Origin of the sequence: Bradyrhizobium sp. AZCC 2289, assembly GCF_036924615.1 — a bacterium.
Classification (GTDB): domain Bacteria; phylum Pseudomonadota; class Alphaproteobacteria; order Rhizobiales; family Xanthobacteraceae; genus Bradyrhizobium.
Genome location: NZ_JAZHRY010000001.1, coordinates 10,099,581 through 10,112,847 on the forward strand (window position 1 = coordinate 10,099,581; position 13,267 = coordinate 10,112,847).

General features: G+C 64.3%; 14 protein-coding genes. 2 read left to right on the forward strand and 12 right to left on the reverse strand.

The annotated features are described in order from the left end of the window. Positions 1-28: 28 nt before the first annotated feature. The 7 genes from dxr to V1289_RS47650 all read right to left on the reverse strand — a co-directional run bounded on the left by dxr (position 29) and on the right by V1289_RS47650 (position 6,432). Positions 29-1,252: a 1-deoxy-D-xylulose-5-phosphate reductoisomerase gene (dxr, locus tag V1289_RS47620; protein WP_334406657.1), complete on the reverse strand. Its 1,224-nt coding sequence runs from the start codon at positions 1,250-1,252 to the stop codon at positions 29-31. Positions 1,253-1,256: 4 nt separating this feature from the next. Further along, positions 1,257-2,132 (reverse strand): phosphatidate cytidylyltransferase, encoded by an 876-nt coding sequence (locus V1289_RS47625; protein ID WP_334406659.1) that lies wholly within the window; start codon positions 2,130-2,132, stop codon positions 1,257-1,259. Further along, positions 2,129-2,887: an isoprenyl transferase gene (locus V1289_RS47630; protein WP_334406661.1), complete on the reverse strand. Its 759-nt coding sequence runs from the start codon at positions 2,885-2,887 to the stop codon at positions 2,129-2,131. The genes V1289_RS47625 and V1289_RS47630 overlap by 4 nt, the downstream gene beginning before the upstream one ends. 63 nt (positions 2,888-2,950) lie before the next feature. Next, positions 2,951-3,514, reverse strand: coding sequence for a ribosome recycling factor (gene frr / locus V1289_RS47635; RefSeq protein WP_074276530.1), 564 nt, complete (start codon positions 3,512-3,514; stop codon positions 2,951-2,953). Between the two features lie 76 nt (positions 3,515-3,590). After that, the gene (gene pyrH / locus V1289_RS47640) at positions 3,591-4,307 is read right to left on the reverse strand and encodes a UMP kinase (protein ID WP_334406664.1); all 717 of its coding nucleotides are present in this window, start codon (positions 4,305-4,307) and stop codon (positions 3,591-3,593) included. A gap of 70 nt (positions 4,308-4,377) precedes the next feature. Beyond that, complete coding sequence (gene tsf, locus V1289_RS47645; protein WP_334406666.1) at positions 4,378-5,304, reverse strand: translation elongation factor Ts; 927 nt, start codon at positions 5,302-5,304, stop codon at positions 4,378-4,380. Positions 5,305-5,433: 129 nt separating this feature from the next. After that, a complete protein-coding gene (locus V1289_RS47650) occupies positions 5,434-6,432 on the reverse strand; it encodes a 30S ribosomal protein S2 (protein ID WP_334406668.1) in 999 nt (332 codons plus the stop codon). 307 nt (positions 6,433-6,739) lie between these two features. Between V1289_RS47650 and V1289_RS47655 the strand changes: the two genes are divergently transcribed. Further along, complete coding sequence (locus V1289_RS47655) at positions 6,740-7,033, forward strand: type II toxin-antitoxin system RelE family toxin (RefSeq protein ID WP_334406670.1); 294 nt, start codon at positions 6,740-6,742, stop codon at positions 7,031-7,033. Then, the gene (locus tag V1289_RS47660; protein WP_074276525.1) at positions 7,030-7,278 is read left to right on the forward strand and encodes a type II toxin-antitoxin system Phd/YefM family antitoxin; all 249 of its coding nucleotides are present in this window, start codon (positions 7,030-7,032) and stop codon (positions 7,276-7,278) included. The genes V1289_RS47655 and V1289_RS47660 overlap by 4 nt, the downstream gene beginning before the upstream one ends. An 18-nt stretch (positions 7,279-7,296) precedes the next feature. On the opposite strand, the gene V1289_RS47665 is transcribed toward V1289_RS47660, so the two are convergent. The 5 genes from V1289_RS47665 to V1289_RS47685 form a co-directional block, all read right to left on the reverse strand. Beyond that, positions 7,297-7,632, reverse strand: a complete 336-nt coding sequence (locus V1289_RS47665; RefSeq protein ID WP_334406673.1) for a type II toxin-antitoxin system VapB family antitoxin — start codon at positions 7,630-7,632, stop codon at positions 7,297-7,299. Positions 7,633-7,809: 177 nt separating this feature from the next. Then, entirely contained in the window at positions 7,810-10,197 is a 2,388-nt protein-coding gene (locus V1289_RS47670) for a caspase family protein (RefSeq protein ID WP_334406675.1), read from the reverse strand. A 152-nt stretch (positions 10,198-10,349) separates the two neighbouring features. Continuing rightward, a complete protein-coding gene (locus V1289_RS47675; RefSeq protein WP_334406677.1) occupies positions 10,350-11,312 on the reverse strand; it encodes an FHA domain-containing protein in 963 nt (320 codons plus the stop codon). After that, positions 11,309-12,634, reverse strand: a complete 1,326-nt coding sequence (locus V1289_RS47680) for a S1C family serine protease (RefSeq protein ID WP_334406679.1) — start codon at positions 12,632-12,634, stop codon at positions 11,309-11,311. Before V1289_RS47680 ends, V1289_RS47675 begins: the two co-directional genes overlap by 4 nt. 80 nt (positions 12,635-12,714) lie before the next feature. Then, positions 12,715-13,239, reverse strand: coding sequence for a DUF2846 domain-containing protein (locus V1289_RS47685; protein WP_334407954.1), 525 nt, complete (start codon positions 13,237-13,239; stop codon positions 12,715-12,717). Between the last annotated feature and the right edge of the window lie 28 nt (positions 13,240-13,267).

Genomic DNA, 13,267 nt, shown 5'->3' on the forward strand with positions numbered 1-13,267 from the left:
GAGAGCCGAAAGCTCCGTCCCCAACCCTCTAGGATGCCTTTAAGGCAATTTGAGGCAATAGGGAGGCAGCTTTATTTCTCGCAACATGGTCAATGGAAATCGCGTCGTCGGCCGAGGTCAATGGCGCGAGATTTCCGGAGCGAATCCAGTCGTTCATGGTCGCCTCGACCAGCCGCGCAATGGCGCCGAATCTGATCTGGCCGGCGATGAAGGCCGCGACCGCCACTTCGTTCGCCGCATTGTATACCGTAGTCGCGCCCTGTCCGGTCCTTAAGGATTCGTAAGCCAGCCGCAGTCCGGGGAACCGCTCGAAATCCGGTGCTTCGAACGTCAATTGCCCGATCTTGGCAAGATCCAGTCTGGCCGAGGGGCCGACGATCCGATCGGGCCAGCCGAGGCAATGCGCGATCGGAATCCGCATGTCCGGCGCGCCTAATTGGGCGACCACCGAACGGTCGGAGAATTCGACCATGCCGTGGATGATCGACTGCGGATGCACGAGCACGTCGATCTCGTCCGGCGTCAGCGCAAACAGATAGGAGGCTTCGATGACCTCGAGCCCCTTGTTCATCATTGAGGCCGAATCGATCGTGATCTTCTGACCCATGCTCCAGTTCGGATGCTTCAAGGCTTGGGCCAGCGTGGCCTGCTCGATGTCGGCGGCAGCCCACGTGCGGAACGGGCCGCCGGACGCGGTGATGATCACGCGCACCAGTTCCTCGCGGTTGCCGGAGCCTAGCGCCTGAAACAGCGCATTATGCTCGGAATCCGCCGGCAGGATGCAGGCCCCTGCTTTGGCTGCGCGCTGCATGAAGAAATCGCCGGCGCAAACCAGGCATTCCTTGTTGGCCAATGCCACGGCCGCACCACGGTCCACCGCGGCGAGCGCAGGTTTCAGCCCGGCCGCACCGCTGACCGCGGCCATCACCCAGTCCGCCGGGCGCGCGGCGGCTTCGATAATCGCGCTTTCGCCGGCGCCGCATTCGATGCGCGTCCCGGCCAGAGCCTGTTTCAATTCGCCGAGACGGCTCGGATCGGCAATGGCCGCAAACCGCGCGCCGAATTCCCTGGCCAGCTTCGCCAGCGCCTCGACGTTGGTATTCGCGGTCAGCGCCTCGACCTGATAGCGCTCGCGCGCGCCCCGCAGCAAATCCATGGTGCTGTCGCCGATGGAGCCGGTAGCACCAAGGACGGTCACGGTGCGCACGGCGGATGCCGCGGCCTTGTTGTTACGCAATGGAACTGCGCTCATTGTTTCACCAAACCATAAGACCGCGGCCGACGCCATCGGCGCCGCCGCGAAGGAACCCGAAAATCGCCGCCACGACGACGGCTGCGACAAATCCGTCCAGGCGATCCAGTAGCCCGCCATGGCCGGGAATGATGTGGCTGGAATCCTTCACGCCAAAACGCCGTTTCACAGCGGACTCAAACAGATCGCCTAATTGCGACACGACCGAGAGCATTGCGCCCAATACCAATAGTGGCCCTAGTTCGAGCTTCAGCGAGTGCTCTGCGGCTTGGTTATGATCGAACGCATAGAAGCCCGCTGCGACGATCAGGCTCGCAACAAAGCCGCCGATGGCGCCGGCCCAGGTCTTCTTCGGACTGACCCGGGGCCAGAGTTTCGGTCCGCCGATGCCGCCGCCGGCGAAATAACCGCCGATATCGGTCACCCACACCACCAGCAGCACCAATATCAGCGCTGCGAAACCTTTGACCGAATCCAGACGCACCAGCACCGAAGCGATCTCGGCCGCCGCGGCATAGAAAAACCCGGTCGCCGTCCAGTTGCGCTGCGCCGGCGTGATCAAGGCAACGACGATGAGCCCTGCAACAAAGACAACGAGCGCCGCATCGATCCGTCCCGTGGCGAGACAAAGTCCCGCCAGCCCCAGCGCGACAACGCCTGAGGCGACGACGCGCATTTCGCCCGCCGCGCCCACGATCGTCAGCCATTCGACATAGAGGCCGATCGCGCCCAGCGTGACCAAACCCGCCCACAGCCATCCGCCGGCATAGGCGATCGCAATCGCCAGCGGCGCCAGCACCAACGCAACGACGACGCGCAGCAAAAGATTGCGCGAACCCGGTTCGGCCGCCGCCGCGGGTGCGGCTTCGCCTTCGGTCACGATCCGGTTTTCGCGGCCAGACCGCCGAAACGGCGCTCCCGTCTGGCATATTCGGCGATCGCGCTCTCAAGCGCGGCCTTGTCGAAGTCCGGCCAGTGGATCGGCACGAATACGAGTTCGCTGTAGGCCGCTTGCCACATCAGGAAATTCGACAGCCGCTGCTCGCCGCTGGTGCGGATGATCAGGTCGGGATCGGGAATGTCGGGCGCATCGAGATATTGACCGATTGCGTCGGCATCGATCGATGCGGGATCGCGTTTTCCCTCGGCCACTTCGCGGGCGAGGCGCCGCGCGGCGTTGGCGATTTCCTGGCGCGATCCATAGTTGAAGGCGACGACGAGATTAAGTTTGGTGTTGGCTTTGGTCAGCTCTTCGGCTTCGTTCAGGAGCACGCAGATATCGCCCTCCAGGCCCTCGCGCTCGCCGATCACGCGGACCCGCACGCCGTCACGGTGCAGCGACGCCAGATCGTTGCGGATGAAGCGCCGGAGCAGGCCGAACAGGTCGCCGATTTCGGTCGCCGGCCGCGACCAGTTTTCGGAGCTGAACGAAAAGATCGTCAGATAGAGCACGCCGAGTTCATGTGCCGCCCGAACCACGCGCCGCAGCGCCTCGACGCCGCGGCGATGGCCTTCCGCACGCGGCAGGCCGCGCGCGGCCGCCCAGCGCCCGTTGCCGTCCATGATGATCGCCACATGCAAGGGACCGCCGGTTCGATCCGGTCCTTCGGTTGCGGGGGCGGCGGCATTCGACATCATTCAATCCCAGGAAGGGTCCCAAGGAATTTTCCAAGGGGTCGCACGGGCAGTCTTGCGGCGTCAAACGGTGAGGATTTCCTTTTCCTTCGCCGCAAGCAATTGATCGATCTCGGAAATCATCCCGTCGGTGGCTTTCTGCACATCACCGGCGAGGCGTTCCTGATCGTCCTCGGAGATCTCGTGATTCTTCTCGAGCTTCTTGACCGTATCCAGTCCGTCGCGGCGAACATGCCGGACCGCGACCTTGGCCGCTTCGGCGTATTTATGCGCGACTTTCACAAGTTCCTTGCGGCGTTCCTCGTTGAGTTCCGGAATCCTCAAACGCAGCACCTGCCCTTCGGTGGCTGGGCTGAGGCCGAGATTGGAATCCACGATCGCCTTCTCCACGGCCTTGACCATGGACTTGTCCCAAACCTGGACGGAGAGAAGCCGCGGCTCGGGCACGCTGATGGTCGCGAGCTGATTGAGCGGCATGTGCGAGCCATAGGCTTCCACCTGCACCGGCTCCAGCATCGACGCTGCGGCACGGCCGGTGCGCAAACCGCCCAATTCGTGCTTGAGCGACTGGGTGGCGCCTTGCATGCGGCGCTTCAATTCGTTGATGTCAAAACCAGGCGTGGGCATAACGCTCTCCCCTCCTTGAAGTAAACCAGCCGTCGCCGCCGTCAGCGGGCGGTGCGGTTCGATACGGCACACGACGTCACCCGGCAACGACTGTGCCGTGTCCGGTACCGCGCAGCATCGCGCCGATCGAACCCGGCTCGGCGATCGAGAATACGATGATAGGCAGCGATGTCTCGCGGGCAAGCGCGAATGCGGTTGAGTCCATCACCTTGTAGCCACCCTCGATTGCCTGGGAATGCGTCAGGCGGTCGAAACGCTTGGCCGACGGGTCCTTTTTGGGGTCGGCGCTGTAGACGCCGTCGACATTGGTGGCCTTCAGCACCGCCTGCGCCCCGATCTCGGCCGCCCGCAGCACCGCCGTGGTATCGGTCGTGAAGAACGGATTGCCGGTTCCGCCGCCAAGCAGCACGATTCGCCCCTCGGCGAGGTATTTGTGCGCTGCACTGCGGGTGAACAGTTCGGAAATTTCGGGCATCACGAACGCCGACAGGGTGCGCGCCGGCGTGCCCTTGCGCTCGATCGCGGCCTCCAGCGCCAGGCAGTTCATCATGGTGGCGAGCATGCCCATGGTGTCGCCGGTCGGGCGGGACACGCCGCGGGACGATACTTCCACGCCGCGGACGATGTTTCCGCCGCCGACTACGACGGCGACCTCGACCCCGAGTTGGCGTGCGGCGATCAACTCGCCGGCGATTCGGTCCACGGTTGGTTGGTCGATACCGAAGGATTGGCTGCCGGCGAGATATTCGCCCGAGAGCTTGATCACGACACGACGATAGACCGGCTCAGCCATGATGCGATCGCTTCCTTAAGTCCCCGCGCGGGCTTCCGGCGCAACATGCGCCGGAAGGCTGTCTTCGCGGTTATTTCTTGCCGGCGGTCGCAGCAACTTCGGCTGCGAAATCGGATTCCTGCTTTTCGATTCCCTCGCCGAGAGCATAGCGCACAAAGCCGGTGATTTTCACAGGCGCGCCGATCTTGCCTTCGGCTTCCTTCACGGCCTGCGCGACCGACTTGCCCTTTTCGTCATGGATGAAGGCCTGCTCCAGTAGACAGACTTCCTTGTAGTAGGTCTTCAAACCGGACTCGACGATCTTCTCGATGACGTTTTCAGGCTTGCCCTGCTGGCGATATTTGTCGGCCAGCACGTCCTTTTCGCGGGTCACGACCGCCGGATCCAGCCCCGCCGGATCGAGCGCCTGCGGGTTGGCCGCGGCAACATGCATGGCAAGCTGGCGGCCGAGAACCGCAAGTTCATCGGCTTTGCCGGCGGATTCCAGCGCGACCAGCACGCCCATCTTGCCGGCGCCTTCGATCACGGCACCATGGACATAGCTCGACACCACGCCGTGGCCGACTTCGAGGGAAGCCGCGCGGCGCAGTGTCATGTTCTCACCGATGGTCGCGATCGCATCTGCAATCGCGGTCTCGACCGTGACGTCGCCGACCTTGACCGCCTTGATCTTCTCGACGTCGGCGCTGTTGTGCAGCGCGACCTGGGCGATCATCTTGACCAGCCCCTGGAACTGCTCGTTACGGGCGACGAAGTCGGTCTCGGAATTGACTTCGACCACGACGCCCTTGGTGGCTGACGTGACGGCGCCGATCAGGCCTTCGGCCGCGACGCGGCCGGCCTTTTTCGCAGCCTTCGACAGGCCCTTCTTGCGCAGCCAATCCTGCGCCGCTTGCATGTCGCCGGCGCTCTCGGTGAGGGCTGCCTTGCAATCCATCATGCCTGCGCCGGTCGACTCGCGCAGCTCCTTGACCATCGCTGCTGTGATCGTTGCCATCGTTGAATATCCTTCTTGCCTGTCAGGACGGCAGCGGCGCGCGCTTGCGCCGTGCCGCCATCAGCTGCAGGGAGTGTCGTATCGGGAATCGAACCGGTGGCCGGGAGAGCCCGGCCACGCCGCTTTGAATTATTCCGCTTCCGCGGTCAGGGTCTTGGCCTGGGCGACCCAGCCATCGGCCCGGCTCGGAAGTCCGACCTCTTCGCCGATCTTGTGTGCGGTGTCGTGATCGAGCTCGGCGAGCTGCCAGTAGTGGAAGATGCCGAGGTCGTTGAATTTCTTCTCGATCGCACCCGACACGCCGGTGAGCTTCTTGAGGTTGTCGGCAGTGCCGCGCGGACCGGCCAGCCCCTGGAACCCGGTCGGCTGGGGTGCAGCCGGAATTTCCTCGCGGACCGGCTGCGCGGACGCACCGATATCGATCCCGGAATCACCCTGCGCGCGCGAGATACCGTCGATGGCGGCGCGCGCGATCAGATCGCAATACAGCGAAATGGCGCGACCGGCGTCGTCATTGCCCGGCACCACATAGGTGATGCCCTTGGGGTCGGAGTTGGTATCGACGATGGCGGCGACGGGAATGTTGAGCCGCTGCGCTTCCTGGATCGCGATGTCTTCCTTGTTGGTGTCGATCACGAAGATCATGTCGGGAAGACCGCCCATGTCCTTGATGCCGCCCAGCGAACGATCGAGCTTGTCGCGCTCGCGCTGCAGCGTCAGCCGCTCCTTCTTGGTGTAGGCGTTGGCGTCGCCGGAATTGAGCACCTCATCGAGGTGGCGCAGCCGCTTGATCGAGCCGGAAATCGTCTTCCAGTTGGTCAGCGTGCCGCCGAGCCAGCGCGAATTGACGAAATACTGCGCCGAGCGCTTGGCAGCCTCGGAGACGCCGTCCTGCGCCTGGCGCTTGGTGCCGACGAACAGGATACGGCCGCCTTTGGCGACGGTGTCGCTGACCGCCTGCAACGCGCGATGCAGCATCGGCACGGTCTGGGCGAGGTCGATGATGTGGATGTTGTTGCGGGCGCCGAAAATGAACTCCGCCATTTTCGGATTCCAGCGGTGCGATTGGTGGCCAAAGTGAACGCCAGCTTCAAGCAGCTGACGCATAGAGAAATCGGGTAGCGCCATGGTATCAGTTCTCCGGTTGGTTCCTCCGGAAGCGTGTGAGCAGACGAGCCTTATGGCCCGGCAGCCACCGGACGGCCTTGTAAAGCCATGCTTCCGTGTGAGATGGCGCGGTATATAGCCGGATTTTGGCGAGAAGCAAGGAAATAAGGCCGGTTTTCGGGGCCGCATGAGGGCAAAATGGTTGGATTTGTCCCGCGTCTGGCCGCCGACGGCCGAGTTGGCGCCAGGGGTTGAGCGCCGCGCTATCGCACGTCCCGAACGTGCGATTCTTTGACCTATGCGGAATTCTGGCTATAATCTGGCCAGAATGCCTTTCGCCGTCATCCTCGCGCCAGAAGCCGTCGAAGACCTCAGGAGGCTCTCGGCGAGCGTCCGAGCCACGGTACGGAGTGCACTCGAAAAGCATCTCAGGAACGAACCGGAGAAGGCCAGTCGCAGCCGAATCAAACGATTGCGGGGAATACGTCGCCCGCAATACCGCCTCCGAGTGGACGAGGTTCGCGTGTTCTACGACGTTTCCGGCACGGCCGTCGAAGTCTTGGCGATCGTGGCCAAATCGGAGGTCGAGTCATGGCTCGCACAGTTCGCAGATCCGGAGTGAAGGAAGTTCCGCTTTCGGAAATCAAGGACGATTTGTCGCGGTTCCTCAGAGAGGCGGAGACGCAGGAAATCATCATCACGCGCCACGGCAAGCCCGCTGGAATATTAATCGGGTTCGAGTCGGAGGAGGATTGGTTCGACTATCGACTAGAAAACGATCCGCGATTTTTGCGCAGGATCGAGCAAGCGCGCGACAGTCTGCGAGCGGGACGCGGGGTTCCTTTGGAAGACCTCGAAACGGAATAGCGCTACCCGCGCAAGAGGTCAGGAACGACGGCGAAGGTTGCCGCGCCAGTGGTATCTTCCAAAGGAAGCATCGACTTCCTCCTGCTTCCGCAACCTGACCATCAGACGAAGCGCCTGCTCGACCGTCTGCTTTTTGGTCGGTTGCCCCGATGCCTTCTGGGCCTCGGCCAACAACACATCATCGATGTCAATATTGGTGCGCAAGCTCTTCTTCGCCGTCTCCACCGTCTGTCCATCCACCCCAGTGGCCGACCGCTTCGGAATCTGCAACAGATTCTTCCGCACCCGATCGCGCGTGATGTGATTGGTCATCTCAAAACGATGTGTACCGTTCAACATATACACATCGAGCACCCGCTATCCCGAGGCCTGAGCGTCATCCATCTGGCGAACAGAAGCAGCTGCATAGCACCCGGTCGTCCACGACGCCCAACACTGCCATGATCGCTGCGGCAAGAACTTGATGCCGCCCGAAGCGATGCAAAGGCCGAGCTTGCATTTGCTCCGACCTCCGCATCGCCCGCTCGGTTTTCAGCACCTCGCAACGTTCGGCGGGCATTTCTTGGCTGCCGGCGCAGCCGGTCGCGGCGGCGGAGCGGCCGGACGCGGTGGTGGTGGTGGTGGCGGCGGCGGTGCCGGACGGGCGATCTGGGGTGCAGGCCGCGGCGGCGGAGGCGGCGCCGGTCGAGGCGGCGGTGGCGCGGCGACCCTCGGCGGCGGCGGCGCTGGCCTCGATACCTGCGGCGCCGGACGCGGCGGAGGCGGCGGCGCGGCCCGGCGCGGCGGTTCGGCGCGGTGGATCTGCGGCTGTGCGGGTGGCTTTGGCGCGGCCACTGGAGCCGGCGCCGCGGGTTTCGGCGGCGGTGGCGGCTGAACCGCGGTTGGCTTTCGGGCCGTCTCCGGAACGACCGGCTTGGCCTCGGGGGCCTGCGCAGTGCCGCCGGCCTTCGGCTGACCCACGAGAGGTGTCGGCGCAGTCGTTCCAGGCGTCTTTGGCGCGCCCACGGCTCCCGGTTGATTCGGGGCCGCCGCTGCCGGGGCCGTCGGCGCCGGCTGGTTTAAAGGCGCAAGCTTCGCGTTCGGATTGGGCGCGCCGGTAACAGGCGCTGTCGCGGCCGGGGGCGCGGGAGGCGTGCCCTTGGTGCCGGGAATCGGCAGGCTATTGGCCTTCGGCGGCCCTTGGCCCTGCGGCAGCGCATTCGGGGTCACGTTGGCCGGCTGCGGCGTCGTTGGCGCCGCTTTCTGACCAAGCGGTGCCGCCGGAGTTCCGGGCTTGGCTGGATTGATCGCGGCGCTGGGCGGCATCGGCAGTTTTCCCTGCTGGATCAGCGAGGCCTTTTGTGCGGCAGCAGCCGGAAGTGTCGGACCGGCACCCGCCGGCGCCACAGCGCCCTGCCCGGGTGCGGCCTTCGTGCCCAGTGCCCCAGGCAGACCACCGGCACCGGGAGCCCCCGGCGCAACCAGCGGCGGCGGCCGGTTGATGACGGTGTTGATGACGGTGGTGTTGTGGATATTGGCGAAGATGATGTTGTTCGGCGGCGGCGCGACATAGACCGGCGCCCGGACATAGACCGGGATCGGCACAAAGAACGGTTGCGGCAGGATGAACAGCCCGATCGGCGGCGGCGGCGGCTCCAGGATGATGAAATCCGGCGGCGGCGGCGGCAGGAAATACACCGGCGGCGGCGGTGGCGGCAAAAAGCCGAAGTCCGGATCGCCGAAGTAAAACACAGGGCGATCGACATAGACGATCTCGTCCGGCGGCGGTGGCGGCACGTCGTAGTCGATGACCGCGAATGCCGGCGGCGGCTCCAGCGGCGCGGTCAGGATGGCGAGGCGGCGGCGGGCATCGCCGGCATGCGGCCCGTTCGGATAGCGTCGCAGGTAGGACCAGTAAGCTTGCGGCGTGTCGGCCCGGTAACTGCGAAGCCAGGTCAGCGCCTCGCGCCGCGCGGCCACGATCGCGCGCACGCGGCGCGCCAAGGGATCGCCGGGATAGGCGCCGAGGAAATCCTCATAAGCCGGCATCGTGTCGCGCTCGAGCGCGGCGGCGTAGGCGTCCTGCGCACCGAGATCGCGGATCGGCTTGTTCCTGATGGCGGCGACCTGGTCCGCCGGCGCCGGCGCGGGCGCATCCGGCGCGCGATCGAAGAACATGAAGGGTGCGTCGATCTTTTCCGCGTGCCAGGGCACCAACGCCCCCTTGCTCGCGTCGTTGACGCGCAACCGAAGGCGGTTGAAAACCTCCGGCAGCGGCAATCCGCCGGTGCGGATCATCTCCGCGAGCGACTGGGCGTAAACGCCATACGATCCCTGCTCGCTGGGAGCCACGGTGCCGGGCGCGGCGTTGAAGGCGATCAGCATGTGCGCCTCCGGCTCGACCAGGGCCAGCCCGCTCGCGATCGGCTGGCCGCCTTCGATGAAAGGCTGCGGCCGCGCCGCGTCCAGCACCACGATGTTGGCTTTCAGCGGCAGCGATGCCAGCTGGCGGATATAGTCGTTGATCCGCAATCCTTCGGTCGGAATGTCGGTGTCGCGACTGATCGAGGAGTCGACGGGGATGAAATAATTCTCGCCGGCGAGCTGGATGCCGTAGCCGGCGAGATAGACCATCGCGACCGTACCCGGGCCGGACGCTTCGGCCTTCTGGATGAAATCGCGAAAACTTCGCCGCAGCGTATCGCCATCGAGATCGCGGGCCCCGACGACATCGAAGCCTGCCGCCTGCAAAGTCTGGGCGATCAAGCCGGCGTCATTGGCCGCCGACGCGAGCGGGGACTTGGCGTAAGCGCCATTGCCGACGACGAGCGCGATCCGTTTTTCCTGCTGCTGAGCGCTGGCGGAAGTCAGGAGCCCCGGGAACCCGGACAACAGCACCAAACAGAGCGAAAAGATCGAAAGGGTTCTGGTCACCTGCATGGCTGTTCGGTCCCCACCGGTTCAAGCACGACACGCATTGAATACCCTGCTAGCTGAACATCGTTTGAATGAAAAGCGCTGCCAATAAGGCAGCGTGTGGCGCAAACCGATATCCACCCCGCATCATTTGCGGGCAGGCTCTCGAAAACGCGCTACCCGCCGGCCTCGACGGGCTTGGCCTGGTTGCGATCACGATCGAGCTTGGCCTTGAGACCGGCGATGTCGCCAAAGAACGCGTTTTCGTCGCGGAACGGGACCGCGCGGAACGAAGGCGGCATCAGCAGCCGCGTGGTGTTTTGCCGGCCGGAGTCGGAAAACGCCTCCGATTGCTGCAGCGTCTGTGCCGCAATCACGGTCACGAGCACCGTCGTCACGATGGCGCCTTTCAGCCACAGGCGTGCCGGGCCGACCTCGCGCAGGTGGAAGAAGCACATCGCGGCAAGGATCGACCAGATCGCGACATATTGGTAGGTGCTGGCGGTCGGCCACGTCCACGCGAAGGCGGAAACCTGCGCGAACTCGTTGTAGAGCGAAAGCGCGAACGCACCCACCAGCACGATCAGCAGATGGCGCAGAAAGCGCGAGCGGCCGGAGAAGATGCGCGACAGCAGCGCCCACAATCCGGCCCACACCAGCACCGTGGCGATGATCGTCAGCGACGGTGTCAGATAGGTCGAGACCCGGGGCTCCGAGGTCTGTGTCAGCCAGACCTTGAGCATGTAGATCCCAAGCGTCACGCAGCCGAGCGCCGCGGCGCCCAGGAACGGCAGCATCCCCCGCTCCGGCCGCGCCACCCGTTCGCGCTCGACTTCATGGTTGATCGCGCGGAAGCGCAAATAGGTTTGACCGATGCGGATCGGTTTGGTGCCGTCAACGATGATGCGCGCCAGCCGGCTCTTGCCGCCGTCGAGGAACGTGCCGTTGACGCTGCCCATGTCCTCGGCAACGAGTTGCCCGGCCTCGTCGCGAAAAACACGCAGGTGCCGTGCTGCGACATAGGGATCGTCGACGATCACATCGTTATCGTAGCCGCGGCCGATGCGCACTTCCGGACCGGCGATCCGGACGCGTGCGGTGATGTCGCGGTGGCGCGATAATATCTCGACCCAGATCATTTGGTTATTTGCACCGCTTCGAGAAAGCGCCTGCCGAGCGCGATGGCGTCGTCATAGCCCACCGCCTGAAGGCTCAACCGCGACACCAGCGCCTCGCTGCTGTGGTCCTGCGTCACGGCGATCAGTGCCACGTCGTAAAGTTCTTCAAACTCGCGATAGGCTTGCGCGCACCAGATCACCCGCAGCGGCGGATGGTCCTGCGCGGGCGCTGCGCTGACAAAGTCCTCGTGGCAGCGCTCCGGCGTGTACCATTTGCGGTACGGGCCGCCGCCGACCAGGCGCGGCTGGCTCAGCTGCGTCAGATAGGTCGCGAACTGGAATTGATTGAGATCGACGGTCTTGACGTAGGAATGGTTGATCTGGATGGCGCCGGTGTTGAGATCGGACGCCACGAACAGGCCGGTGTCGCTGCTGCAATTGGTTGAATTGATATTGGCGCGCGGCTTCGGCGTGGCGCCGGCATTGGTGTTGGCCCAGCAATTGAACCACGGCGCAATCGTCTCCGGTGTCCGGTAGGGCCCGAGCACGGTCGAGCGAAACCCTTCTTCGCCCAGCGATTTGTAGAGCGCGGCCCCCCACGCGGTGAGCTGTCGCGCAATCTCGGCACGCAGGTCCGGCGCCGTCTCATGCTCTCGGGCGCTCTGCAGCAGTGCCGCGGCAAAACGCGCCGGCACCAGGAAGCTGACAAGCTGGCCGCCCCTGCGGGTCGCCACGTTGATGCCGACCACAAGCCCTTCGCCGTTGACGGTCGGGCCGCCACTCATGCCGGGATTGAGCGCCCCGCTGAAGTGGACGCGATCGTTGTAGCTGTGCTCGACCAGACCGTTATAGGTGCCTTCGATGATGGTGAAGCCGAGGTCGAGCGGATTGCCCATGGAATAGAGCCGTTCACCCTTGGGCAGGCCCCCCTCCATGGCGGTCTTGTCGAAGGTGAAGAACGGCGCGTCATGCTTGTCGAGGCGAACGATGGCGAGGTCGTTGGGCAGGTCGACGCCGAGCAGACTGACGTCGCCGTGGCTGCCATCGGCCGCCACATATTCAAGCCGATAGGTCTTCGGCTCGAGCGCAACCTGCGAGACCACGTGATAGTTGGTGATCGCCAGCCCATCGGCGGAAACCAGAAATCCCGAGCCGATCGAAATCTGCCGCCCGGCGTCGGCGACCAGCGTGCGAATCTGCAACAGCCGCGGCGGCGCCGACGCATAGATGCCCTCCGCAACCGAAGCCGGGCCAGGGGCCGCCAGGGCGGCGGCGCCACCGAGCGCGGCAATCACCGTCAACAATCTCAATAGCCGCACAACATAGCTAACCGAAGCCGCCAAGAAATCCTCCAAGCCCTGATGAAAACAGGGCGGACCGTTGTGGTTAGCGGAGCCTCTCACTTCAGGCGCCCCAACAAACGCTATTGCACCAGTCGAAGCTCGGCAATCGTTGCTCGCGCGGCGTCTTCCTCCAAAGGAAAGAAATCGAGCGGCCCGGGATTGCTGTTGCCGGAGGTAACCGCGGCGCCAACGAGCAGGCCGGCGACACCACCCGCAGCCGACATCCCGCCGAGGACCTTGGCTCTGTCGCTCGGCCTTGCAAGGAAGAAATAGGTACGGCCGGATTGTGTGGAAATGTCGCGCTGACTCACCCCGGGAAACAACGCAGCGGTGGCCGAGAGCTGGTGCTGACCCGACGCGCGGTCGACATACACATAGGTCCCCGTCTTGAGTTCGGCCATCGGCCCACCGTCGAGTCTGACATCCCAGCCTGGGTCAGTGATCCCAGCATAGCCCTTCTCGCGAAGCACGACGATGCGCGACTGTCCTGCTCGCGGCGGACCGATCTTCTGCACCATCGCGGAGTAGTCCAGCCCGTTTCTTTCGGTCTCGCAGCCGGACAACAATGCGGCAACGATCAACAACGCTACGCCACGCCAATACATCACGCCCCCACGCCCCATTCGATCCCCG

Bases quoted from the DNA above. Each gene is read 5' to 3' on its own strand.
- V1289_RS47650 (WP_334406668.1), bottom strand. From the start codon at position 6,432: ATGGCGCTACCCGATTTCTCTATGCGTCAGCTGCTTGAAGCTGGCGTT.
- V1289_RS47685 (WP_334407954.1), bottom strand. From the start codon at position 13,239: ATGTATTGGCGTGGCGTAGCGTTGTTGATCGTTGCCGCATTGTTGTCC.
- V1289_RS47655 (WP_334406670.1), top strand. From the start codon at position 6,740: ATGCCTTTCGCCGTCATCCTCGCGCCAGAAGCCGTCGAAGACCTCAGG.
- V1289_RS47670 (WP_334406675.1), bottom strand. From the start codon at position 10,197: ATGCAGGTGACCAGAACCCTTTCGATCTTTTCGCTCTGTTTGGTGCTG.
- dxr (WP_334406657.1), bottom strand. From the start codon at position 1,252: ATGAGCGCAGTTCCATTGCGTAACAACAAGGCCGCGGCATCCGCCGTG.
- frr (WP_074276530.1), bottom strand. From the start codon at position 3,514: ATGCCCACGCCTGGTTTTGACATCAACGAATTGAAGCGCCGCATGCAA.
- V1289_RS47630 (WP_334406661.1), bottom strand. From the start codon at position 2,887: ATGTCGAATGCCGCCGCCCCCGCAACCGAAGGACCGGATCGAACCGGC.
- tsf (WP_334406666.1), bottom strand. From the start codon at position 5,304: ATGGCAACGATCACAGCAGCGATGGTCAAGGAGCTGCGCGAGTCGACC.
- pyrH (WP_334406664.1), bottom strand. From the start codon at position 4,307: ATGGCTGAGCCGGTCTATCGTCGTGTCGTGATCAAGCTCTCGGGCGAA.
- V1289_RS47675 (WP_334406677.1), bottom strand. From the start codon at position 11,312: ATGATCTGGGTCGAGATATTATCGCGCCACCGCGACATCACCGCACGC.